Here is a 22839-nt window from a genome sequence, read left to right as displayed (position 1 = left end):
ACTTCACAGCCTAATAACTAAGCTGTGAAGGTAAGAAAGGGGATTTTATCCAGCGTATTCAAAGAGTTCGCAAACAGAGTCGAACAGTTGTTTAGTGCTGATCTCAAGGGTAGGGGTGATGAAAATAGTGTCATCGCCGGCAACAACACCAAGAATGCCTTCAGACTTACCAAGAGAGTCGAGTAAGCGAGCAATCAGCTGAGCACCAGCAGGCCCTGTATGAATGACGACTAATGCATTGTTGTAGTCAATATCCAGTACCAACTCACGCAAAGAGCTTGATACCGTAGGAACGCCAAGCTCTGCGGGCAGACAGTAAACCATCTCCATTTTCGCGTTTCGTGTACGAACAGCGCCAAACTTGGTCAGCATACGAGAGACCTTAGATTGGTTTATGTTGTCAAAGCCTTCAAGTTTAAGTGCTTCTACAATCTCGCTTTGCGAGCCGAAACGTTCTTCTTTTAAAAGGGATTTGAACTCGCGGACTAAACGGTCCTGTTTTTCGCTGTTTCGCATTCGTTGTTCCACATATTATTGGTTTTATTAGTCGCATGAGGGGAACCCTCACGTCAGTTAGTGTCTCACAGAACTGTAATATACCCAAGTAATGGGTGAGATGTCTCATGAAAACTGGTTACTTACTTTTCCAATACGTGAGAAGGGTCTTTTAATACTAAAATTGCCGCTTTGATGAGTGAGTAAGGTCGCAAAGGTGTCGTTACGTGTTTGTAAAGGTAAAGTAAATATTATAGTTTCGAGGCTATATAAGAACTAAAACAACAATTACCTCTATCTTACCCAAGGAGAACACAATGAAAGTCGCTGTTATCGGAGCTGCTGGTGGTATTGGACAAGCACTGGCACTTCTACTAAAAAATAATCTTCCTGCTGGCTCAGATCTCGCTCTATACGATATTGCACCGGTTACTCCTGGTGTTGCAGCGGATCTTAGTCATATCCCTACTCCAGTATCAGTCGTTGGTTTTTCAGGACAAGATCCTACTCCGGCTCTAGAGGGAGCTGACGTGGTATTGATCTCTGCGGGTGTTGCTCGTAAACCCGGCATGGATCGTGCGGATCTGTTTAATGTGAACGCGGGCATTGTGAAATCTCTTGCGGAAAAGATTGCTGTTGTATGTCCAAAAGCGTGTGTGGGTATCATTACTAACCCTGTGAACACTACGGTTGCTATTGCTGCTGATGTACTGAAAAAAGCCGGTGTTTATGACAAGCGTCGTTTATTCGGCGTAACAACACTTGACGTTATTCGCTCTGAAACCTTTGTTGGCCAACTTAAGGGTCTAGATCCTACTCAGTTAGATGTGCCAGTTATCGGTGGCCACTCAGGCGTCACAATTCTTCCGCTATTGTCTCAAGTGAAAGGCGTTGAATTTACTAGCGAAGAGATAGCATCACTGACCACTCGTATCCAAAACGCAGGTACAGAGGTTGTTGAAGCGAAAGCGGGTGGCGGTAGTGCGACACTATCTATGGGTCAAGCGGCATGTCGCTTTGGTCTGTCCCTGGTTCGTGCTCTACAAGGCGAAGCTAACGTGGTTGAGTGTGCGTATGTCGAAGGCAGTGGTGAACATACTCGCTTCTTTGCACAGCCAGTTAAACTGGGTACAGAAGGCATTGAAGAGGTATTGGATTACGGCGTGCTAAGTGAGTTTGAAAGAGCTTCTCTCGATGACATGCTTGAAACTCTATCTGGCGATATTGCTAAGGGTGAAGAGTTCGCTAAATAAGCTATCTCTAACAACCGAGTAATAATGACTGGAAGCGGATCTTTATGATCCGCTTTTTTGATCCCGCAACAGATAACCGGCGTAAAAACCTGTATTCATCAAGAGTGAGGCGACGGCTATGGATATGGATAAGATCACGACGGGAATGTGGGTAGAGTCTTCAGAAGGCCTGGGGCGCGTCCTAGCCGTAGATAAGAGAGACGAGATGGTGCTTGTAGAAGGTTTGCACGATGAGCAGTGGGCTGTGCCAGCCAGTTCAGTGAATCAAGATGCTCAGTTGCATCCAGGGTGCGACAAATACTATTAGGGTAGAATAAGGTAAACGAACGCCACTCTTTTGAGTGGCGTTTTTGTAATTAGCTTATTTGTTACGTTTGACCGCAAGATGGGCTAAGGCTTCAAGGGCCTCTTTTTCAATTGAGTCAGGCAAGATAGCCAGAGCTGCAATCGCTTTGTCGGCTTCGTCATTAGCGACCTTAGTGGTGTATTCCAATGAACCCGTATCATGCATAGCCTGCATAATCTCATCCAAGCGTTCCATACCATTAGCTTGCTCAATCGCTTCAACAATCATTTCGCGCTGTGCGTCTGACCCATTTTGCATGGCGTAGAGAAGCGGTAGGGTAGGCTTTCCTTCTGCAAGGTCATCCCCTACGTTTTTACCCATCTCTTTGCCGTCAGCGGTGTAATCCAATACATCATCGATAAGCTGAAACGCCGTACCTAGATGGCGGCCATAGTTTTGCATCGCGGTTTCTAGATCTGGAGTAGAGTTCGTTAATATTGCTGCAATTTGCGAAGCTGATTCAAATAGGCGTGCGGTTTTAGAGTAGATCACCTGCATATAGCTTTCTTCGGTTGTAGAAGCATCATTGCAGTTCATCAATTGCTGAACCTCACCTTCAGCGATCACATTAACCGCTTCACTCATCAACTCGAGGATCCTCAAAGATCCTAGGCTTGTCATCATTTGGAATGAGCGGGTGTAGATATAATCACCCACCAAAACACTGGCCGCATTACCAAAAGCGGCGTTGGCGGTTTCTTTTCCTCGGCGCATATCCGATTCATCAACCACATCATCGTGCAACAGCGTTGCTGTGTGAATGAATTCAATGAACGCAGCAGCGGTGATATGCCCTTCACCTTCATACCCCAAAGCACGAGCCGATAGCAGCGTGATAAGCGGGCGTAAACGCTTTCCACCACCGCTAACAATGTAGTGCCCCAATTGATTGATTAGAGCGACTTCTGAGGTCAGCTGAGCGTGAATTGTTTGGTCTACTTTTACCATGTCGTCGGCAGTGAGGGCCTGAATAGCGCTAAAGTCCATTGTACTTCCGGTTTTGAGTCGCTACGGGGAGTAGCTGGGATGATAATTAATGTTGAATTTTACACTAAAAAACGTTGCCAAATACACCCGTAAAAGGCATCATTCTCGCACTTTTATGTGGCGATTATCTTTTCGCCAATTTTTTTAAAATATGGCTTGTTTTATGTGATGCGTTCACGTAGAATCTGCGCCCTATTGATGAATTAGTTAGCGCACACCCAAACTACAAATTTAAGTTAAAGGCTGTGCGGAAAAAGCGGAGTAAAATATGTACGCTGTTTTCCAATCTGGTGGTAAACAACACCGTGTAAGCGAAGGCCAAACTCTTCGTTTAGAGAAATTGGACGTTGAAACTGGTGCAACTGTTGAGTTTGACTCAGTTCTTATGATCGCTAACGGTGAAGAAATCACTGTTGGTGCACCTCTTGTTGAAGGTGGCAAAGTTGTAGCTGAAGTGGTTAAGCACGGTCGTGGCGATAAAGTAAAAATCGTTAAGTTCCGTCGTCGTAAGCACTCTCGTAAGCAACAAGGTCATCGTCAGTGGTTCACTGAAGTGAAGATCACTGGCATCAACGCTTAAGTTATAGGAGAGTTTAACAATGGCACACAAAAAAGCTGGCGGTTCTACTCGTAACGGTCGCGATTCAGAAAGCAAACGTCTTGGCGTTAAGCGTTTTGGTGGCGAATCAGTTCTAGCGGGTAACATCATCGTTCGTCAACGTGGTACTAAATTCCACGCTGGTAACAACGTTGGTATCGGTAAAGACCACACTCTTTTCGCTCTTACTGAAGGTAAAGTGAAATTTGAAGTTAAAGGTCCTAAGAACCGTAAATTCGTTAGCATCGATTCTGAGTAATTAATACTTAGATTCAAGCTGAATTCAAAAGCCCTGCCGATTCGGCGGGGTTTTTTATTTTAAAGGTACTCGGTTTCTTGGTCCTGGGTCCTAGGGAATACTCTAGGGCCTAGCACCCAGATACCTAGCACCTAAAAGAGTTGGATCTGCTAAAGTTGATCCAAGCAAGATATTCACACCAATACGGAGTGAGAAATGAAATTCGTAGATGAAGCAACTGTAAAGGTAGAAGCAGGCGATGGCGGTAACGGCATTGTTAGTTTCTGGCGTGAAAAGTTTATAACGAAAGGTGGTCCCGATGGCGGTGACGGCGGTGACGGTGGTGATATCTACCTTGAAGCTGACGAAAACCTGAATACGCTGATCGATTACCGTTTCCAACGCTTTTATGCAGCAGATCGTGGCGCAAATGGCCGTGGCGGTAACTGTACTGGTAAGCGTGGTAATGACCTGACACTTAAGGTGCCAGTAGGCACGCGCGCCGTAGACATCCATACCAATGAGGTTGTGGGTGAGGTTGCAGAGCACGGCAAGAAAGTAATGATCGCAAAAGGCGGTTGGCACGGACTGGGCAACACCCGTTTTAAATCATCAGTGAACCGAGCTCCTCGTCAAAAGACTATGGGTACTAAAGGAGAGGTTCGTGAACTTCGCCTAGAGCTACTGCTATTGGCTGACGTAGGTATGCTTGGCCTGCCAAATGCGGGTAAGTCGACCTTTATTCGTTCAGTTTCTGCAGCTAAACCAAAGGTAGCGGATTACCCGTTTACGACTCTTATCCCAAGCTTGGGTGTAGTGAGTGTGGTTCCAGAAAAGAGCTTTGTAGTTGCTGATATCCCTGGTTTGATCGAGGGTGCCGCAGATGGCGCTGGCCTTGGTATTCGCTTCTTGAAGCACCTAGAGCGCTGCCGTGTATTGCTGCATATGATCGATATCATGCCGGTTGATCAAAGCGATCCTGTGCAAAATGCTCTGACCATCATTGATGAACTTGAGCAGTACAGTGAGAAGCTAGCAGATAAACCACGCTGGTTGGTATTCAACAAGACTGATCTTATGCCTGAAGAAGAAGCGAATGAAACGATCCAAGAGATCTTGGACGCGCTTGGCTGGGAAGAACAGTACTTCAAGATTTCAGCAATCAATAAACACGGCACCAAAGAGTTGTGTTACAAACTTGCTGACTTTATGGAAACACTTCCTCGTCAAGCGGAAGAAATTTCAGAAGAAGACAAAGTCGACTTTATGTGGGATGACTACCACAAAGATGCGATGTCAGGCAGCAACGTTGTTACTGAAGACGACGATGACTGGGATGACGACGAAGAAGATGACGGTCATGTTATCTACGTTCGTGACTAGTATCTTTTGTAGACAATAGCCTGAACAATAAACATAATAAAAAGAGCCTGGAGACTATCCCGGCTCTTTTTTTGTCTGTGCGAAACAGAATTTATCTCAAGGATCAGAGATCATGCACCTAAACCAGAAAATCTCTAATCTCGATGCGTTTATCTTCACCCATTATCGTATCGTCCATGGTGTACGCATCGCTGTAGCCTTTGTTCTTACCTTAATTGCAGCGACGTACTTTGAGGTTCCGGAGCGAACTTGGATCCTCATTACTCTATTTGTGGTGATAGGACCAATCTCCTACCTTGGTAACGTTTTGCCAAGGGCTTGGCATCGTGTCCTCGGCACTTCTCTTGGGGCAATATCAGGAATCATCGGCATTGCTATCAGTCAGTATTCTGTGGCGCTAATGTATTTGTGGTGTGCGGTGATCATCTTTCTGAGCGCCTACTTTGCACTTGGTAAGCGACCGTACGTAGGGATATTGATAGGTATTACCTTAGCGGTCACCTTGGGGGCTGCAAATGCCGATGTAGATGTGGCGATGTGGCGCGGCGTTGATGTGACATTGGGCTGTATTATTGCGGTACTGTTTTGCCTTATCTATCCACAGCGTGCATTCATCCATTGGCGCCTGCGCATCGCAAACACTCTCAAAACCCTTTCTAAGGTTTATCATCTTTCCTACTCTCCCAACGTGATAGAAAAGCCTAATCTTGAGCCGTTTCAAAATACGCTTGTTAAAGAGATGACCACTATTACTACTCTTACGTCACCATCGATCAAAGAAACCAAACTCAAGCGCCAGCTGCTCGATGCCATTCAGATTCAATTGCGCAATTTGCTGAGTACTATTGAGCTCCTTAACCATTCCTATTGGAGTGACAGAGAAAGTCATTTAAATATGCTGTGGTCTAAATCGCTAAAACAATGCCAGCAGCAAGTGGAGCAAGAGCTTGAAGACCTGGCTTATCTAGTCGAAAAGGGCGAGGTTCGAGGTAGCATTCGTATTGAAGAAATGGATGAGATTATTGGTGAATTAAAAGACATTATCGCTGAATTAGGCGGTGAAAAGTCCAATATCTATGGCTATGTTTGGCTTAACCTGAAGCTTATTGAAGATCTCGGAAATCTTAAGAAATTGCTGATCTTAGCCCTTAACCTCTCACAAAAATCATAAGTTCGCTTTGGTCTTCAATTTTGGTTGTTCTTAATCAATTAAATTTGAATTATCAGTATTGTTTTATATGCAAACCCAATAGAATATTGTTTTTATTTTAAACAATCCTCAAAGAGATAGAATGGAATCTAAACAACGCGCTGTTTCTCGCCTTATCGCTCAAGCGGGACAGATGTTGCATGCTCATGGAGCTGAAAGCGCGCTTATCGGTGGCATAATGGAGCGTATTGGTCTTGCCTGTGGTATGGATGAAGTCGAAGTATCACTCTCTGCTAGTTCATTGGTTGTGACTACGGTTACCCATGAGCATTGCATGACCACCACACGACGCTGCCCCGATAGGGGAATCAATATGCGCGCGGTGACAGAAGTACAGCGTATCTGCATCATGCTAGAAAAAGGCATCCTAGATTACGACCTCGCCCAGCAGAAGCTGAATAAAATCACCCCGGAGCGTTACAATCGCTGGCTAGTGGTGTTTATGATTGGTTTGTCTTGTGCCTCGTTCAGTCACCTTGCCGGAGGTGATAGCGCCGTATTTGCGATGACCTTTGTGGCTTCTGCTATCGGCATGATTGTCAGGCAAGAGATTGGCCATCGTCACTTCAACCCACTACTCAACTTTGCGACTACAGCTTTCGTCACCACCTTTATTTCAGCGCAAGCGGTAGTGTTTGAGATTGGTAACAGCCCCAATGTCGTCATGGCATCGTCGGTTCTTATGCTGGTTCCCGGCTTCCCTTTAATTAACTCTGTTGCGGATGTCTTGAAAGGGTATATCAATATGGGCATTGCTCGATTTGTGATGGGCAGTCTGCTTACACTGGCAACCTGTTTAGGGATTGTCGCAGTGAGCGGTGTGTTAGGCATGTTTGGGGTGACACTATGAGTGATTTGTTTGCTTTACTCTTGGGGCTTATTGACGACATGTTCTTTGCCGCCATTCCTGCGGTCGGCTTTGCACTGGTTTTCAATGTGCCTAAGAGTGCGCTGTTCTATTGCGCGCTAGGCGGCGCTATTGGCCACGGTTCGCGCTATTTGATGATGCAGTTTGGCATGCCTATAGAATGGGCTACCTTGTTTGCTGCTACCATAGTTGGCTTTATCGGAGTCGCGTGGTCGCATCGATTCTTGGCTCACCCAAAGGTGTTTACCGTTGCCGCAATGATTCCTATGGTTCCTGGGGTATATGCCTTCAATGCGATGATTGCCATGGTAGAAATTAGCCAATCAGGCTACACCCATGAATTATTTGCTGGCTTAATAGAGAATTTCCTCACCGCAATGTTTATCATTGCAGGACTTGCAGTTGGGCTCGCTATGCCTGGCTTATTTATTTATCGTCGTCGCCCTATTGTTTAGAGGAATATCCCAATGATCGTCAGCATGATTGCCGCTATGGCTAACAACCGTATTATCGGCAAAGACAACCAAATGCCGTGGCACCTACCAGCCGATTTTAGCTGGTTTAAGAAGTGCACTATGGGTAAGCCTGTGATCATGGGGAGAAAGACGTATGAATCTATCGGTCGCCCTTTGCCCGGCAGGCACAATATTGTTATCAGCCGCGACGCCGAGCTAACAATTGAAGGCGTGACAACGGTTACCTCGATTGAATCAGCATTAGAGGTGGTCGCGGATGAGGCAGAGGTGATGATTATTGGCGGTGGCTCTATCTATGAACACTGCTTGCCTTTGGCACACAAGCTGTACTTGACCTACATTGACCTTGAAGTAGACGGAGATACCCAATTCCCAGACTGGGGAAAAGGCTGGAAACAAACCCATTCTGAGCAGTACTTATCTGATGAGAAGAATGCCCATGATATGCAGTTTGTGGTGTTGGAAAAGGGCTAAATAACTAGCCCTATCAGATCATATTACAGCGCTGCTTGTGTAAAGTAGCGCTTGTCCTCCCAGCGAAGCATGGTCATATGATTGCCCCATACGCAGCCGGTATCTAAGCCGATAACATTGTGTGAATCAGTGCCCATCAATGCTGCCCAGTGTCCAAATATGGATTTCTTTGGTAGCGACACTCTCTGTTCTAGTTCAAACCAAGGTATCAATTCGTTCTTGTCTACTTCTTCTGGTGGCAGTTTGCTGTCCATATCTAAGCGTCCATCATGATAACAATAACGCATGCGCGTCATTGCATTGATGGTAAACCTTAGGCGGGGCATCCCCTCTAGTGCAGGATCCCAGATGTCGGGAGAGTTGCCGTACATCTTTTTAATCAGCTTTTTCCAGTTATCCCCAGATAGTACCTGCTCCACTTCTTGAGAGGCTTGGCGTGCTTCATCGAGGGTCCAAAGCGGATAGATACCAGCATGACTCATCACGAATTCTGGATGCTCCACGAGTAATGGTTGGTGACGAAGCCAGTCTATTAACTCAGAGCAATCATCCGCATCAAAGATAGGTAAGGTATTGTCTTTTGGCTTGGCCTTATGAACCCCTAATGAAATGGCAATAAGGTGCAAGTCGTGGTTACCCAAGACCACTTTTGCTGAATCACCCAATGAGCGAATAAATCGCAGCGTTTCTAGTGATTTTGGGCCACGTGCGACAAGGTCTCCGGCAACCCAAAGTGTGTCTTGTTGTGGGTCGAAGTGGACTTTTTCTAGCAGTAACAGGAGTTCATCCATGCAACCTTGGATGTCTCCAACAAGATAGTTGGACAAGAAAACCTCTAATTAATTGATAACGTTTGGCACGGAAAGGTTGAAAGGGGCGATCTGAGCTTTAAAGGTATCACCGTCGTCAGATTGCATAATATAGTGCCCCTGCATGACGCCCACTGGTGTCTCTAGAGCGGTACCGCTGGTATAGGTGTAATCGTCATGTGACGCAATAACAGGCTGCTCTCCAACGACACCATCACCTTCTACGGTGATTTGCTTGCCATTGCCATCGGTAATTAACCAGCAGCGAGAGAGAAGTTGTACGGAATGAGGGCTGAGATTTTTTATGGTGATCATGTATGCAAATACATAGCGGCCATTATCGGGTTCCGATTGTTCCGCTATGTATTTGGTGTGTACATGACATTTGATACAAGGTTGACTGACGTCCATGTGGTCTCCTTGTTAGAGCGTGTTAGCTCTAGTGGTTGTCGGCAAGCCAGTTAGCCATATCGACAAATTGTTCCAGAGTTAAATTCTCCGGACGCATGCCTGGGTTGATCCCCAGTTGTTCCATTACTTCTGCGCTAACTAGTGATTTATAGCAGTTGCGAATAGTCTTACGGCGCTGATTGAAGCCTTCACGACAGACTCTATCTAGCCATTTCAGGTCTTTCGCTGGATATGGCAGTGTCTCGTATGGCATCAGTCGAATAACCGCAGAGTCGACCTTTGGTGGCGGAACAAATGCGGTAGGCGGCACTTCTAAAACGGGCATCACCTTACAGAAGTATTGAGCCATAACGGTCAATCGGCCATAAGCTTTACTACCTGGCCCAGCCGCCAAGCGATTAACCACTTCTTTTTGCAGCATAAAGTGCATATCTTCAATGTCTTTATGGAACTCAAAAAGGTGGAACATCAATGGAGTAGAGATGTTGTATGGCAGATTACCAAAAATGCGCAATTTATTGTTTGGCTTTACTAGTTGAGTAAAGTCGAAACGCATCGCATCACCTTCGTGAATGGTCAATTTTTCACTGAGGTCAGGGTGGTTGCGTAGACGCTCTGCAAGGTCTCTATCTAGCTCAATCACAGTTAGCTTATCAACTAACTTACCAACAGGCTCAGTAATAGCACCTAGGCCTGGGCCAATCTCGACAAGGTTTTGACCTGGTCTTGGATTGATGGATGATACGATACCGTCAATGATGTACGGATCGTTTAGAAAGTTTTGACCAAAACGTTTACGCGCTTTGTGTCCTAAGTGGACATCATTTCTCATTGTTTTTTCTCAACTAATTCTATCGCGTGGGAAAGTGCAGTTTGGAAACTTCCTGTATCCGCGTTACCTGTGCCGGCCAAATCCAAGGCAGTGCCATGGTCGACAGAGGTTCTAATAAAGGGTAGACCTAAAGTGATATTCACTGAACTACCAAAGCCTTTGTATTTTAGCACTGGTAGCACTTGGTCGTGGTACATACCCAAAACCACATCAGCATCTTGTAGATACTTGTGATTAAAAATGGTGTCAGCAGGCAACGGACCTACAATGTCCATGCCTTGCTCTCTAAGCTTATCTAAGGTTGGGGAAATTGTTTGAATTTCCTCTTGCCCTAGGCAACCATCTTCCCCTGCATGAGGGTTTAAGCCACAAACGTAGATTCGAGGCTTAGGAAGGCCAAATTTAGTGACCATATCCTTATGCAGTATCTGCATGATTTGCTCAATTCTTTCTTCAGTTACCGCTTTCGACACGTAGGCTAACGGTATATGCGTGGTAACGAGTGCAACTCTTAACCCTTCTGTTGCCAGCATCATTACGACCATAGGCGTATTGGATTGCTCAGCAAAGAACTCGGTATGTCCACTAAAGGCCACTCCCGCTCGGTTAATTACCCCCTTGTGCACAGGGCCGGTCACTATAGCGGCAAATTCATCATTCATACAGCCTTGAGCGGCTCTTTCTAGTGTTTTTAACACATAGTGGCCGTTAGCCTCATCAAGTTGACCAATTACGGCTTCTTTGGCCATCGGAATATGTTCAACGGTCAGTGTTCCTTTACGTTGAGGTGATGGGGCTTGTTTTGCATCGTAGTCGAGCAAGTCAACGTCTATACCTAGATGCTGAGCACGCTGCTGCAACATGTTTTTGTCAGCGCACACCACTAACTGGTGTGGGTAATCACTGTCCACTAGAGATAAGACTAAATCAGGGCCAATGCCGGCAGGCTCACCTGCGGTAATAATGACGCGATTACAGCTCATTGCTGACCTCTTCGTCATCTTGGCTTTGTACCATTTCGATAAAGGCACTGGCTCTAAGTTCTTGCATCCACGCTGAGGCTTCTTCGTTAAATTTACGATTGAACAAGATTCTGTAGGCTTTATTGTTCATAGCACTATCAGTGCGATCCACTTCACGGCGATCAATCACCTCTACAATGTGCCAGCCATGCACTGTTTGGAATGGTTCACTAATCTGACCCACAGGCAAGGTTTCTACTTGGTGTTTGAATTCAGGTACGTATAGGTCAGGCGTTTGGTAGCCAAGCTCACCATCACGAGCGGCAGAGCCTGGGTCTGCACTGTATTGCTGTGCTAGTTCACCAAAGGTTGCTTCACCCGCTCTGATTTGGCGAATAAAGCCATACAGTTCTTTCTGTGCTCCTTCATCACTTAGGATTACAGAGGTCTTAATGAGGATATGACGCGCATTAACCTCTGTTACAGCAACAGTCTCAAGGCCTTGCACATCTTCAATTTTCAAAATATGGAAACCAATACCACTGCGGAATGGACCTATGATGGCATCTTTACCTTGGGTCGTGATTTGGTCGGCAAAGATGGTTGGCATTTCTTCTTTACGCATCCATCCCCAGTCACCGCCTTCTAGGGCTTTAGGTCCCTTAGAGTAGGCGATCGCAAGTTCAGAGAACTTCTCACCCTTGCTCAAGCGCTCAACCAGCTCGTTAGCTTGTTCTTCAACCTCAGTCTTTGATTGATCATCATTGAATCTAAGCTGAATATGGCCCACGCGATAGTTAACGCTCTTGTTGGTTTCCTGCGCCAACATACCGGCCATTGACTCTACCTCGGCAGGAAGGATGTTAATTCGACGACGAACTAAGGCATTACGTGCCTCTGAGATGGCGACTTCTTTACGAATTTGCTCACGGAACTCAGTGTAGGTTAAGCCTTGTGCTTGAACGCTCGCAATCAACTGTGCTTGGGATTGCTTATTGCCTTCAGCAATGCTTTGCACTGCGTCATCGAGACGATTGTCGTCAATTCTTACGCCAATTCGCTCAGCTTCTTGAGACTGCAGTTCATCCATGATCAACTTGTCGATCACTTGCTCATTAAGCACGTCCGCTTCAGGAAGTGCTTGTTGGTTTTCTTGAGCGTTGAACTTAAGTGTCTTCATCGCACTATCAATGTCGCTCTGCAAGATTACGCCATCGTTAACGATTACAACTACTCTGTCCATTTCTACTGGCGCAGCTAGGCTAATAGCGGGCAGTAGCATCAGGAGCATAGTCGTGACGAGTCGTTTAAACTTATTCATTATTTTTCCAATACATCTTCTTTGTGGTCATCGGCATGTTGCCAATGAGATATTTAATTATTCAGGTAGAAAGGACGACCGTAACCTAGAGCGTTACCTCCGTCACCATAATCCGTACCAAAGTTAGTGCCAAATCCGATAATGCCGATATTAAAGCTAATATTCTCTTCATATTCCGGGCCAGGAGTAGGAGTACCGACCCCTCCAGGCCAAGAACGAAGTTGGTCGGTGTAGGTGATACCCACATACCAACAATCGGAGGTGTAGGTGACTCGTGCTAGGGCCTCTAGCATAATGTCTTCGGTAGTATCATAGAAATATTGAGCATTAAAGTTCCAATTTCTACTGAGTTTGTAGCCACCTAATAAACCGACCTGCGAAATACCATCGGTGGTGATTGAATCTAGGTTGATAGAATTACCTACTGTTTTATCTAGATAACTTCTAGTGACATAGCGATAGTTGGTTTGGATATAACCTGGGCCTTGACGATACTCAATAGTACTGTTGGCTAACTGTACCTCTGAATCACTGATGTCATATTGAATGCCACCATGATAGAAGAGATAGTCATTGAAGTTAAAGTCACTCTCGATCGCCCAGGCTGAATAGTTAGAATCAGCAGGGTCGGTTTCGCTCGTGTTACCCGTGTTCAGGTAGTAGATCTGACCAAACGCCAGATTCATACGCTCTCTGTAATTAGAGTCGTAAAAGCGAGTTGTTGCGCCATAACTGATCTGATTAGCCGCCGCTATTTTGTCAACGCCACTGTATTTACGTGTTCTAAACAAGCCGTAGTAGTCAGTTTGCATAAGCGTTGTATCGTAATCATAGATGTTGCTTTGATCTTCATAGGGTACGTACAAGTATTGGACTTTCGGCTCTAATGTCTGCGTATACCCATCAATAAAGCTTGTTCCGCGCTCTAGATAAAGAGTACCTGTGCTTCGAAACTCGGGAATGATACGCGCGACGTTTGAGTCTAGGTTTCGGGTATCCTCTAGCGAGAGATCTACACCATCAAGGTCTTGATGGTAGTAGGTACCCAGTACTCGCCCTTCGGTTTCCCAACTGCCCCAAGTGGTATGCAGTGGTATGGTTAAACCTGGTTCTATATGCAGTCTTGTCGCTTGACCTGGCTTAGCATTACGCTCGTCATCGGTATCAAAGTGGGTTGCGTGGCTGACCATATCAAAATCAAGATACGGTAAAAGCTCTGGATAGAAATACTTCGCGCTCAACTGCGGAACCATACGGTAGGGTAGGTCTGTGGTCGTTGATAACAACTGGAAGTCACGAAGCAATAGGCTCGTATCCCAATGGTCATTACGATAAGACACCTTGCCTTGTTGCAGTAACTGTCCGTCTTCACGCTCACCAATGCTAGACGATACGTCTCTAAAGAAGTAAATATCACTGACTTTGGCGTAATCAACTTCTAGCTTCCAGTTTCGGTCAAACACGCCGTAGTGGGTATAGCCTACCCCCCAGCGATCGCCAAGCTCAGGATACTTCTGATCGTCCGCTAGGTACTGACCTTCAATTTGACCACGTCCCCAACCACTCAAATACCTAAACTTGCCATCTGTTTGCAGACCACGTTCGGACATATACTTGAATGTGGTTTCTAAATCGTAGTTTGGTGCAAGGTTCCAATACACTGGTACTTCAAGTTCAAAGCCATCACTCGTCCCATACGCAACGGTAGGGTAGAGAAAACCGGTTTTACGCGTATCACCAATAGGTACAGTCAGCCAAGGCAGATAGAAAACAGGCACATTCTGAATCTCGAATCGAGGATTATAAAGCGTGGCTTCTTCTGCTTCTTGGTCAATTTGGATAGATGAGGAAACTAGGCGCCATGAATTGTCATCTTCTGGACAAGAGGTGATAGAGCCATCTTCTAACTCATAGTACAGCTTTCCTTCAACGCGAATCACCTTAGCGTCGCCACGTCCGTTCTGACACAGCAAGTTGTAGTTTGCCATTTCTAGAGTGGTGACATCAGTGTCTAAATTGGAGGTTGCGGTTTCTGATACGGTCTTAATTTGACCGTCAGACATTTCCACATTGCCTCTTGCAACTATGGTATTTTCAGCTTGATAAAGGGTTACGGTATCCGCATTAACGCGTTTTGTTCCCTGGGTAACCTTTACATTGCCTCGGTAAGTGGCTTCTTTACCGTTGATACCATCGAGAGAATCTGCCTCTACGTGAGTGGGCAGTTCCTCTTCTTCTTCGGATTTTTCCGGAATCAGACATTGCGAGGTGAGGTCAAAGGTCTGGTCTTCGGCTGCAGAAACGATGGCCGTCAGCTCAGCTGCTGGCTCGGCATTTTGTTCTGCAGTTGAATTATCAGTGAGTTCTGTTTGGGAGTCGCTAAGATCAACTTGTGAAACTGAGCCTTGATCTTCTTGTGAGTTCTCCTGCACACTAGTTTCTGCCTGCGCATTTGTAACACACAATGCTGTGGTTATTGAAAGAGCGAGCCAGGTGCGGGGAAATTTTGACATCGAATTAGAAACTTCCTTGATGATGAATAAGTCCGTAGACTGTAATTGACCGTTTACTTGGTCGAATGTTCCTTATGATAATAGAATTTGGAGCGTCAGGCACTAAAAGAGCACATTACTCTATAAAAATTAGTAGATTGAGAAAAAAGCATGTATTTTTTTGGCAAAATTTTAGGCGCATTTTTTGGTTTTCTGTTTGGTGGGCCTATTGGCGCATTCATCGGATTGTATATTGGACACCGCTTTGACCGAGCAAAAGCGATCAATCAAGCTCGTCAGGGTGGCTTTTCTGGATACCAGAGAACCGTGAATCCAGCGCAGCAAATAGAGTTTTTTAAAGCTGCGTTTTCGGTGATGGGCCATGTAGCGAAAGCAAAAGGTCAGGTAACCGAGAGCGAGATTCATCTTGCAAGCGTCATGATGCAACGTATGAATCTGAATGATGAGCAGAGACGCATTGCTCAAGAAGCATTTCGTGAAGGCAAGTCATCGTCTTTTCCGTTGCGAGAAGTACTTGGTCGCGTTCGTGAAGTGAGTGGGCGCAGGCATGATCTGATGCAGTTCTTCCTTGAACTGCAGATTTCCGCCGCCTTTGCCGATGGAAGTATTCATCCGAATGAGCGTGATGTTCTGCATATCGTGGCTGAAGTGTTGGGCTTTAGCGCCGCGCAACTTGAGCGCCGATTAAAGATGCAAGAAGCCGCTTATCGCTTCCAACAAAGTGGTGGCTATGGCGGACAGTACTCAGGTGGTGGTTATCAACAGCAAGCTACGACTCAAGATCAGCTTGCCGCTGCTTATGAAATCCTTGGGATAGAAGCCTCTGCTGAGCCTAAGGAAATTAAGCGTGCTTATCGCAAGTTAATGAATGAGCATCACCCGGATAAGCTGTCAGCAAAAGGCTTGCCGCCTGAGATGCTTGAAGTAGCAAAAGAAAAGGCGCAAGAGATCCAGAATGCCTATGATGTAGTGAAGAAAGAACGAGGCTTTAAATAAGGGTACTCTATGACGCCAAATTACGATGATGTGCTGAGCTTTTGGTTCGAAGAGCTGAATCCAAGCGATTGGTTTCGCTCTAGTGCTGAAATCGATCAACAGATTCAACAGCGATTTGGTGAGTTGCACGCTAAAGCTTGCGAATGCGAGTTGGCCTACTGGCGCCAATCTCCGAAGGGGAGGTTGGCTGAGATTATCGTACTAGACCAGTTTTCTCGTAATTTATTCAGAGAGTCACCATTGGGGTTCGCAAGTGACCCTCTAGCCCTTGCCTTAGCTCAAGAGGCAGTTTCCCTTGGCGTTGACGCCAAACTCCCTCCTAAGCAGCGTAGCTTTCTTTATATGCCTTATATGCACAGTGAATCTCTGTTGATTCACGAACATGGATTACAACTGTTTACTCAAAGCGATTTACAGCAAAACGTTGAGTTTCACCTCAAGCATACCGCTATTTTACAGCGGTTTGGTCGCTACCCTCATCGAAACAAGGTTTTAGGTCGAGAAAGCAGTAGTGAGGAAATAGAGTTCCTCACTCAGCCTGGTTCAAGCTTTTAGTCGGCTTTGTTGAGCTTCCAATTGTAATCAAAGCTCACTTTTCCTTCAAAGCCCGTGAGATCAGAGCGATACTTTGCGAGGTGCCTGAGTACACCTTGTTCCCCATCAAAATCCACCGCAAACCAATCATAGATAGAAGACAGTTGCAGCTTGGCATTGCTTAGTTTTGCCCCCTTACCACTGTTGATAAAGGCTTGTGCGCTTTGTTCTAGCAGTTGTTCGGTATTGTCTGCGGTAAATGCCTGCACCTGAAGGTTAGGGCAACCTAGACTGGCACAATTAACGGCGTAGTGAGTACGAGGGTCTTGCCAGATTGGTCGCAGAATTCGGTGTTCAATATCGTTGAGACTCAATGGCTTACCTGCTACCTCAATAATCTCCTCTCCCCAAGGTCCAAAGCTAAATAATCCGCCGAGCTTAGTGATGGATTTTACTGGGTAGTTATCTAGGATGAGGTCCACAGTCAAAGCATTGTAAAGATTAACCCAATAGGCGTATTGCTCTGCCTGAGCGTACTGACGAGGGTCGATGCCGGCTAAAGATGAGACATAGGCTTTGAGGGCTTGCTTGTCTTTGTCTGTGACAGAGGCATAACGAAACAGCGTATTTTCCCCTCGTTCAACCAGATAAGCATCTAGCAGAATCTGCCACTGGCTGTGATCGATGCGTTGCGTGCTTTGAGTATGCTTGTCCCAAAATGGCCAAGGTTCAGATTTTGGCGCACTAAAGGCGTCAAATGACAGCAGTGACAGAATCAATATCCATACTTTGTACATGTCTTTCTCCAGTGTGATTTTATACCCATCGTACTTTCTGATCACTTACTTAGTGTAATTGGTATTAGCAACAAAAAAGGCCTTGTATAAACAAGACCTTTCAATTGGGAACTCTATTTCAACAAATTATGCTTAACGCATAAATGCCGGGATTTTGTTCTCATATTCTGTGATTTTCTCAGCGTGCTGCAGCGTCAAACCAATGTTATCTAGGCCATTCAGCAAGCAGTGGCGACGAAACTCATCAATTTCAAAGCTGTACTGCTTGCCATTTGCTGTCACTAGCATTGCTTCTAAGTCTACCGTCACCTCAGCGCCTTCATTCGCTGCAACAAAGGTGAATATCTCATCGACTTCTTGCTCCGTTAAACGCACTGGAACCATCTGGTTGTTGATGGAGTTACCATAGAAAATATCGGCAAAGCTTGGTGCAATCATCACTTGAATACCGTAGTCAGCCAGCGCCCAAGGTGCGTGCTCACGTGATGAGCCACAGCCAAAGTTCTCGCGTGCTAGCAGAATACTTGCGCCCTTGTAGCGAGGCTCATTCATTACAAACTCTGGGTTTGCTTGCTCACCAGCATCATCTAAGAAGCGCCAGTCATGGAACAAGTGCTGACCAAAGCCTGTGCGAGTTACCTTTTGTAGGAACTGCTTTGGAATGATGGCATCCGTGTCCACGTTAGCAGCGTCAAGAGGAACGACTAAGCCTGTATGTTGTTTAAAACCTGACATGTTATTTCCTCTTACTGCTGTTCAAAAGTGCGAATATCAACAAAATGACCCGCGATTGCGGCCGCTGCTGCCATTGCTGGGCTAACTAGGTGCGTACGACCTTCACGGCCTTGGCGTCCCTCAAAGTTACGGTTGCTGGTAGAAGCACAACGCTCTTTTGGACCCAAGCGGTCGTTATTCATTGCAAGACACATAGAGCAACCTGGTAGGCGCCATTCAAAGCCCGCTTCGATAAAGATCTTATCTAGGCCTTCAGCTTCTGCTTGCGCTTTTACTTGCTCAGAACCAGGAACGATAAGCGCTTGAACGTGGCTTGCAACTTGGCGACCTTGTGCCACTTTTGCTGCAGCGCGCATGTCTTCAATTCGAGAGTTGGTGCAAGAGCCCACAAATACTTTATCAACAGGGTAATCAGAAAGCGACTTGCCCGCTTCTAGTCCCATGTAAGCCAGTGCTTTTTCTGCAGAGGCTTTCTCTACAGGGTCGCTGAAACTTGTTGGGTTAGGAATTGGCGTATCAACTGAGATGACCTGACCTGGATTTGTTCCCCATGTTACTTGAGGTTTGATCTCTGTCGCGTCCAGTGTAACGATTGCATCAAACTCCGCATCATCGTCAGACTTTAGGCTAGACCAGTAGGCAACAGCCTCATCCCAATCACTGCCTGTTGGCGCAAACTTGCGGCCTTTAATGTAATCAAAGGTCGTTTGATCTGGAGCGACTAGGCCTGCTTTAGCACCGAGCTCAATCGCCATATTACATACTGTCATACGGCCTTCCATAGACAGATCGGTAATCGCCTCACCACAGAACTCAACTACATAGCCAGTGCCGCCAGCAGCCGTTGTCTTGCCGATAATAGCGAGTACGATGTCTTTAGCGGTAATGCCTTCTGCAACCTTACCCTTAACCTCAATCTTCATGGTTTTAGCACGAGATTGCTTTAGGGTTTGAGTCGCTAGCACGTGCTCAACTTCAGAGGTACCGATGCCAAATGCGATGGAGCCAAATGCGCCGTGAGTCGCGGTATGAGAATCACCACACACAATGGTCATGCCCGGAAGGGTAATACCTAGCTCAGGGCCCATAACGTGCACTATGCCTTGATATTTATGGTTCAAGTCATAAAGGCGAACACCAAACTCAGCACAGTTGCGAGACAATGTTTCCATTTGGATGCGAGCCATTTCACCAGAGGCATTGATGTCTTTGGTGGTGGTGGATACGTTGTGATCCATAGTGGCGAAGGTTTTGCTTGTTTGACGTACGCGACGCCCTTTTTCACGCAGACCATCAAACGCTTGTGGTGAGGTCACTTCATGAACTAGGTGGCGGTCAATGTACAAGATAGGGTTTTCACCCTCAGCTTCTACCGCAATGTGCGCATCGTAGATTTTTTCGTATAAGGTTTTAGCCATTATTCTTTCCTTTTTCCTTCGCAAACGAATGCGAAGGAAATTCATCCATTTTAAGAGTTGCGAATGTATTCAGCGATCTTATCGCCCATCTCTGACGTCGTCAGCGCTGGCTTGTCACCCGCCAGATCTGCGGTAAGCTCACCGGCCGCTAGGGCTTTAGAGACTGCATTTTCGATATCTTTTGCTGCGGCTTCTTCACCTAGGCTGTAGCGTAGCATTAGCGCTGCAGATAGGATTTGCGCTACTGGGTTAGCAATGTTTTTGCCAGCGATATCTGGAGCACTGCCACCTGCTGGTTCGTATAGACCAAAGTTGCTTTCATTTAGACTCGCTGAAGGTAGCATGCCCATAGAGCCTGTGATCATTGCGCATTCATCAGAGATGATGTCGCCGAAGATGTTTGAGCACAGCATGATATCGAATTGAGACGGGTCCTTGATAAGTTGCATTGTGGCGTTATCAATGTACATGTGATTTAACTCAACATCAGGGAAGTCCTTCGCGACTTCTTCTACCACTTCGCGCCAAAGGATAGAGCTTTGTAAAACGTTCGCTTTATCAATGGAGTAGACGTTTTTGTCACGCAGGCGAGCTGACTCAAACGCGATGCGAGCAATACGCTCAATCTCATAGCGATGGTAAACCTCAGTATCAAAGGCTTTCTCATTTGCGCCTTCGCCTTCACGGCCTTTCGGTTGGCCGAAGTAAATACCGCCCGTTAGCTCGCGAACCACTACGATATCGAAGCCACGGTCTGAGATGTCTGCACGAAGCGGAGAGAAGCCCTCTAAGCCTTTGTGGATTTGTGCTGGACGTAGGTTACAGAATAGTTGGAAGTGTTTACGCAGAGGAAGTAGGGCACCACGCTCTGGTTGATCGTTTGGTGGTAGGTTTTCCCATTTAGGGCCGCCTACAGAACCAAACAAGATAGCATCAGAAGCTTCACAACCGTTTAGTGTTGACTCAGGTAGTGGAGAACCGTGATTGTCGATAGCAATACCACCTACATCATGCTCACTACGCTCAAACTTAATAGAGTGTTTGCTTTCAATTGCATCAAGAACTTTATGCGCTTGTTGCATTACTTCTGGGCCAATACCGTCACCCGGTAAAACGGCAATCTTGTAAGATTTATCTGCCATGAAATGGTCTTCCTTAAATTTATAAATGTTTGAGCTGCCCCTTGCGAATAGGACAAGGGGCGAAAGTATTAAACGGTTTCTTTGTTTCTTTTTTGCTTCATCACTTCGATTTGATCGGCACGATGAATGCTATTAATTACGTGAAGAAGTGCTTGTCCGGATGCTTCTACGATATCGGTCGCAAGACCTGTACCATGATATTTGCGCCCTTTGTAGTTGGCGATGATATCTGCCTGACCTAGACCGTCTTCACCTTCCCCTTTTGCTGTAAGGTCGAACTTATCTAGATCAATCTCGTAGCCAGTTAAGCGGTAAATACATTGGTAAAGAGCATCAACAGGACCGTTGCCCACTGCAGCTTCGCATTTTTCTTCATCGCCACATTGCAATTTGATGCTAGTGGTAGCCATTACACTACCAGATTGAACGCTTAAGTAGTTAAGCTTGAAGAAGTCATCTTCGTCACGAAGGTTGGCAAAGTGCATAAGCGCTTCAAGGTCGTAGTCGAATACCTGGCCCTTGCGGTCGGCCAATTTCAAGAAATCAGCGTACAAGGTATCAAGGTTATACTCTTCTTCTTTGTAGCCCATGCTATCCATATGGCTCTTCACTGCAGCACGGCCAGAGCGACTGGTCAGGTTCAGCGCTTGGTTTTTAAGGCCGATAGACTCAGGAGTCATAATTTCGTAGGTGTTCTTATTCTTTAGCATGCCATCTTGGTGGATACCTGAAGAGTGGCTAAAGGCATTGGCACCTACAATCGCTTTGTTTGCTTGAACTGGCATGTTACAAAGCTGAGAAACCAACTTGCTGGTACGGTGAATTTCATCGTGTTTAAGGTTGGTTTGAACACCTAAGAAGCTCTCGCGAGTCTTGATGATCATCGCGACCTCTTCTAACGAACAGTTGCCCGCACGTTCGCCGATACCGTTGATGGTGCCTTCGATCTGACGAGCACCTGCTTGTACCGCTGCAATCGAGTTTGCCACAGACATGCCTAGGTCATCATGACAGTGCACAGAGATGATCGCTTTATCGATGTTAGGAACGCGATTAAATAGGGTCTCGATGATGCTACCAAACTCATTAGGAACGGTGTAGCCCACAGTATCCGGGATGTTGATAGTGTTGGCACCAGCATTGATTGCCGACTCCACCATACGACATAGATTGTCGATAGGGGTACGGCCTGCGTCTTCACAAGAGAACTCAACATCATCGGTGTATTTACGTGCGTGTTTTACCGCGTTCACACCCATTTCAATAACATCATCGTAGCTACGACGAAGCTTGTCTTGAACATGAATGGTTGAGGTTGAGATAAAGGTGTGAATTCGGAACTGGTCCGCCACCTTTAGCGCCTCTGCAGCCGCGTCGATATCTTTAGCGACTGCGCGTGACAGTGCACAGATACGGCTGTTTTTGATGTGTTTCGCAATGGTTTGTACTGACTCAAAATCACCCGGGGAGGAAATAGGGAAGCCAGCTTCAATAACGTCCACACCCAAGCGCTCGAGTGCATAGGCAATCTGTAGTTTCTCTTTGACTGTTAAGCTCGCAGAAAGTGCCTGCTCGCCATCTCGTAGTGTGGTGTCAAAGACAATGACCTTATCGCTCATGTTGGCATCCTTTTTCCAGCGTTGTGATTAAATTTCAGCATAAAAAAACCCGCATTCAAGTTGCGGGTTTTATCAATCTTGGTGGTGTTTTTCGCCCACTAGCAACCCGCGTGTTTAAGTCACGATCAGGAGGAGCAGTAGAGAAGTTGAAACACCAAATTTCATAATAGAAAAACAATCCACCAATTAAGTTAACAAATTAGTACCGCAATTCGCCTGCAAGCGTCAAGGGGTAAGTGGAATAAATCTTCAACATTTCTTCAAAATTAGATTTACCCGTAAAACTTGCCATCTTAATTTCATCTTTAACGCATTGATTAAGCTAAATTAATCACTTTCAACGTTTTTGATTAATTTAACTCCTCTCTATTTCAGTTTTACATCACTATAATTAATCAAGTGAGTAATTAAACGGTGGTGAG

General features: G+C 46.0%; 24 protein-coding genes. 11 read left to right on the top strand and 13 right to left on the bottom strand.

The annotated features are described in order from the left end of the window. Positions 1 to 45: 45 nt before the first annotated feature. Positions 46 to 516, bottom strand: a complete 471-nt coding sequence (argR, locus tag OCU35_RS11815) for a transcriptional regulator ArgR (protein ID WP_017029051.1) — start codon at positions 514 to 516, stop codon at positions 46 to 48. Positions 517 to 812: 296 nt separating this feature from the next. Between argR and mdh the strand changes: the two genes are divergently transcribed. Together mdh and OCU35_RS11805 are read left to right on the top strand one after the other, a co-directional pair. After that, positions 813 to 1748: a malate dehydrogenase gene (gene mdh, locus OCU35_RS11810; RefSeq protein WP_017029050.1), complete on the top strand. Its 936-nt coding sequence runs from the start codon at positions 813 to 815 to the stop codon at positions 1746 to 1748. A 124-nt stretch (positions 1749 to 1872) separates the two neighbouring features. Next, positions 1873 to 2055: a hypothetical protein gene (locus OCU35_RS11805; protein WP_237334482.1), complete on the top strand. Its 183-nt coding sequence runs from the start codon at positions 1873 to 1875 to the stop codon at positions 2053 to 2055. Between the two features lie 54 nt (positions 2056 to 2109). On the opposite strand, the gene ispB is transcribed toward OCU35_RS11805, so the two are convergent. Continuing rightward, complete coding sequence (gene ispB, locus OCU35_RS11800; RefSeq protein WP_261825407.1) at positions 2110 to 3081, bottom strand: octaprenyl diphosphate synthase; 972 nt, start codon at positions 3079 to 3081, stop codon at positions 2110 to 2112. Positions 3082 to 3349: 268 nt separating this feature from the next. Here ispB and rplU point away from each other — a divergent pair, with 268 nt between their 5' ends. The 7 genes from rplU to folA all read left to right on the top strand — a co-directional run bounded on the left by rplU (position 3350) and on the right by folA (position 8328). Then, positions 3350 to 3661 carry a 50S ribosomal protein L21 gene (gene rplU, locus OCU35_RS11795; protein WP_017029047.1) on the top strand — a complete coding sequence of 104 codons (312 nt, stop codon included), beginning with the start codon at positions 3350 to 3352 and terminating at the stop codon, positions 3659 to 3661. Between the two features lie 19 nt (positions 3662 to 3680). After that, the gene (gene rpmA / locus OCU35_RS11790; RefSeq protein WP_017029046.1) at positions 3681 to 3938 is read left to right on the top strand and encodes a 50S ribosomal protein L27; all 258 of its coding nucleotides are present in this window, start codon (positions 3681 to 3683) and stop codon (positions 3936 to 3938) included. 195 nt (positions 3939 to 4133) lie between these two features. After that, entirely contained in the window at positions 4134 to 5300 is a 1167-nt protein-coding gene (gene cgtA / locus OCU35_RS11785; protein WP_017029045.1) for an Obg family GTPase CgtA, read from the top strand. A 112-nt stretch (positions 5301 to 5412) separates the two neighbouring features. Continuing rightward, complete coding sequence (locus OCU35_RS11780; protein WP_261825406.1) at positions 5413 to 6471, top strand: FUSC family protein; 1059 nt, start codon at positions 5413 to 5415, stop codon at positions 6469 to 6471. 121 nt (positions 6472 to 6592) lie between these two features. Beyond that, complete coding sequence (locus OCU35_RS11775) at positions 6593 to 7360, top strand: threonine/serine exporter family protein (protein WP_017242770.1); 768 nt, start codon at positions 6593 to 6595, stop codon at positions 7358 to 7360. Then, entirely contained in the window at positions 7357 to 7833 is a 477-nt protein-coding gene (locus OCU35_RS11770) for a threonine/serine exporter family protein (protein WP_017242769.1), read from the top strand. The genes OCU35_RS11775 and OCU35_RS11770 overlap by 4 nt, the downstream gene beginning before the upstream one ends. A gap of 12 nt (positions 7834 to 7845) precedes the next feature. Beyond that, positions 7846 to 8328 carry a type 3 dihydrofolate reductase gene (folA, locus tag OCU35_RS11765; RefSeq protein ID WP_261825405.1) on the top strand — a complete coding sequence of 161 codons (483 nt, stop codon included), beginning with the start codon at positions 7846 to 7848 and terminating at the stop codon, positions 8326 to 8328. Between the two features lie 23 nt (positions 8329 to 8351). On the opposite strand, the gene apaH is transcribed toward folA, so the two are convergent. From apaH to lptD, 6 genes are read right to left on the bottom strand one after another with little or no spacing between them, the layout of a single operon-like run. Further along, positions 8352 to 9155, bottom strand: a complete 804-nt coding sequence (gene apaH / locus OCU35_RS11760) for a bis(5'-nucleosyl)-tetraphosphatase (symmetrical) ApaH (protein WP_261825404.1) — start codon at positions 9153 to 9155, stop codon at positions 8352 to 8354. A gap of 12 nt (positions 9156 to 9167) precedes the next feature. Beyond that, a complete protein-coding gene (gene apaG, locus OCU35_RS11755) occupies positions 9168 to 9548 on the bottom strand; it encodes a Co2+/Mg2+ efflux protein ApaG (protein WP_017029039.1) in 381 nt (126 codons plus the stop codon). Between the two features lie 28 nt (positions 9549 to 9576). After that, entirely contained in the window at positions 9577 to 10380 is an 804-nt protein-coding gene (gene rsmA, locus OCU35_RS11750; RefSeq protein ID WP_017029038.1) for a 16S rRNA (adenine(1518)-N(6)/adenine(1519)-N(6))-dimethyltransferase RsmA, read from the bottom strand. After that, positions 10377 to 11363 carry a 4-hydroxythreonine-4-phosphate dehydrogenase PdxA gene (gene pdxA, locus OCU35_RS11745; protein WP_017029037.1) on the bottom strand — a complete coding sequence of 329 codons (987 nt, stop codon included), beginning with the start codon at positions 11361 to 11363 and terminating at the stop codon, positions 10377 to 10379. Before pdxA ends, rsmA begins: the two co-directional genes overlap by 4 nt. Then, a complete protein-coding gene (gene surA / locus OCU35_RS11740; protein WP_017242766.1) occupies positions 11353 to 12663 on the bottom strand; it encodes a peptidylprolyl isomerase SurA in 1311 nt (436 codons plus the stop codon). The genes pdxA and surA overlap by 11 nt, the downstream gene beginning before the upstream one ends. Before the next feature lie 53 nt (positions 12664 to 12716). Then, entirely contained in the window at positions 12717 to 15176 is a 2460-nt protein-coding gene (gene lptD / locus OCU35_RS11735) for an LPS assembly protein LptD (protein ID WP_261825403.1), read from the bottom strand. Positions 15177 to 15326: 150 nt separating this feature from the next. On the opposite strand from lptD, the gene djlA reads away from it, so the two are divergent. Both djlA and OCU35_RS11725 read left to right on the top strand, forming a co-directional pair. Then, positions 15327 to 16172, top strand: a complete 846-nt coding sequence (djlA, locus tag OCU35_RS11730) for a co-chaperone DjlA (protein ID WP_102426980.1) — start codon at positions 15327 to 15329, stop codon at positions 16170 to 16172. A 9-nt stretch (positions 16173 to 16181) separates the two neighbouring features. Further along, the gene (locus tag OCU35_RS11725; protein ID WP_102426981.1) at positions 16182 to 16727 is read left to right on the top strand and encodes a DUF924 family protein; all 546 of its coding nucleotides are present in this window, start codon (positions 16182 to 16184) and stop codon (positions 16725 to 16727) included. Here the strand turns inward: OCU35_RS11725 and OCU35_RS11720 are convergent. The 5 genes from OCU35_RS11720 to leuA form a co-directional block, all read right to left on the bottom strand. Beyond that, entirely contained in the window at positions 16724 to 17503 is a 780-nt protein-coding gene (locus OCU35_RS11720) for a DUF547 domain-containing protein (protein WP_261825402.1), read from the bottom strand. The two genes, OCU35_RS11725 and OCU35_RS11720, sit on opposite strands and share 4 nt — an antisense overlap. A 132-nt stretch (positions 17504 to 17635) precedes the next feature. After that, positions 17636 to 18238, bottom strand: coding sequence for a 3-isopropylmalate dehydratase small subunit (gene leuD / locus OCU35_RS11715; protein WP_017028784.1), 603 nt, complete (start codon positions 18236 to 18238; stop codon positions 17636 to 17638). Between the two features lie 11 nt (positions 18239 to 18249). Next, positions 18250 to 19656 (bottom strand): 3-isopropylmalate dehydratase large subunit, encoded by a 1407-nt coding sequence (gene leuC, locus OCU35_RS11710; protein WP_017028783.1) that lies wholly within the window; start codon positions 19654 to 19656, stop codon positions 18250 to 18252. A gap of 50 nt (positions 19657 to 19706) precedes the next feature. Further along, entirely contained in the window at positions 19707 to 20798 is a 1092-nt protein-coding gene (gene leuB, locus OCU35_RS11705) for a 3-isopropylmalate dehydrogenase (protein WP_065209438.1), read from the bottom strand. A gap of 68 nt (positions 20799 to 20866) precedes the next feature. Next, a complete protein-coding gene (gene leuA, locus OCU35_RS11700) occupies positions 20867 to 22417 on the bottom strand; it encodes a 2-isopropylmalate synthase (protein WP_065209439.1) in 1551 nt (516 codons plus the stop codon). Between the last annotated feature and the right edge of the window lie 422 nt (positions 22418 to 22839).

This window comes from Vibrio breoganii (assembly GCF_024346795.1).
Lineage (GTDB): Bacteria > Pseudomonadota > Gammaproteobacteria > Enterobacterales > Vibrionaceae > Vibrio > Vibrio breoganii.
Note: the sequence above shows the minus strand (reverse complement) of the source record. Positions and strands in the feature narration are given on the sequence as shown.

Bases quoted from the DNA above. Each gene is read 5' to 3' on its own strand.
- argR (WP_017029051.1), bottom strand. From the start codon at position 516: ATGCGAAACAGCGAAAAACAGGACCGTTTAGTCCGCGAGTTCAAATCC.
- mdh (WP_017029050.1), top strand. From the start codon at position 813: ATGAAAGTCGCTGTTATCGGAGCTGCTGGTGGTATTGGACAAGCACTG.
- OCU35_RS11805 (WP_237334482.1), top strand. From the start codon at position 1,873: ATGGATAAGATCACGACGGGAATGTGGGTAGAGTCTTCAGAAGGCCTG.
- ispB (WP_261825407.1), bottom strand. From the start codon at position 3,081: ATGGACTTTAGCGCTATTCAGGCCCTCACTGCCGACGACATGGTAAAA.
- rplU (WP_017029047.1), top strand. From the start codon at position 3,350: ATGTACGCTGTTTTCCAATCTGGTGGTAAACAACACCGTGTAAGCGAA.
- rpmA (WP_017029046.1), top strand. From the start codon at position 3,681: ATGGCACACAAAAAAGCTGGCGGTTCTACTCGTAACGGTCGCGATTCA.
- cgtA (WP_017029045.1), top strand. From the start codon at position 4,134: ATGAAATTCGTAGATGAAGCAACTGTAAAGGTAGAAGCAGGCGATGGC.
- OCU35_RS11780 (WP_261825406.1), top strand. From the start codon at position 5,413: ATGCACCTAAACCAGAAAATCTCTAATCTCGATGCGTTTATCTTCACC.
- OCU35_RS11775 (WP_017242770.1), top strand. From the start codon at position 6,593: ATGGAATCTAAACAACGCGCTGTTTCTCGCCTTATCGCTCAAGCGGGA.
- OCU35_RS11770 (WP_017242769.1), top strand. From the start codon at position 7,357: ATGAGTGATTTGTTTGCTTTACTCTTGGGGCTTATTGACGACATGTTC.
- folA (WP_261825405.1), top strand. From the start codon at position 7,846: ATGATCGTCAGCATGATTGCCGCTATGGCTAACAACCGTATTATCGGC.
- apaG (WP_017029039.1), bottom strand. From the start codon at position 9,548: ATGGACGTCAGTCAACCTTGTATCAAATGTCATGTACACACCAAATAC.
- rsmA (WP_017029038.1), bottom strand. From the start codon at position 10,380: ATGAGAAATGATGTCCACTTAGGACACAAAGCGCGTAAACGTTTTGGT.
- pdxA (WP_017029037.1), bottom strand. From the start codon at position 11,363: ATGAGCTGTAATCGCGTCATTATTACCGCAGGTGAGCCTGCCGGCATT.
- surA (WP_017242766.1), bottom strand. From the start codon at position 12,663: ATGAATAAGTTTAAACGACTCGTCACGACTATGCTCCTGATGCTACTG.
- lptD (WP_261825403.1), bottom strand. From the start codon at position 15,176: ATGTCAAAATTTCCCCGCACCTGGCTCGCTCTTTCAATAACCACAGCA.
- djlA (WP_102426980.1), top strand. From the start codon at position 15,327: ATGTATTTTTTTGGCAAAATTTTAGGCGCATTTTTTGGTTTTCTGTTT.
- OCU35_RS11725 (WP_102426981.1), top strand. From the start codon at position 16,182: ATGACGCCAAATTACGATGATGTGCTGAGCTTTTGGTTCGAAGAGCTG.
- OCU35_RS11720 (WP_261825402.1), bottom strand. From the start codon at position 17,503: ATGTACAAAGTATGGATATTGATTCTGTCACTGCTGTCATTTGACGCC.
- leuD (WP_017028784.1), bottom strand. From the start codon at position 18,238: ATGTCAGGTTTTAAACAACATACAGGCTTAGTCGTTCCTCTTGACGCT.
- leuC (WP_017028783.1), bottom strand. From the start codon at position 19,656: ATGGCTAAAACCTTATACGAAAAAATCTACGATGCGCACATTGCGGTA.
- leuB (WP_065209438.1), bottom strand. From the start codon at position 20,798: ATGGCAGATAAATCTTACAAGATTGCCGTTTTACCGGGTGACGGTATT.
- leuA (WP_065209439.1), bottom strand. From the start codon at position 22,417: ATGAGCGATAAGGTCATTGTCTTTGACACCACACTACGAGATGGCGAG.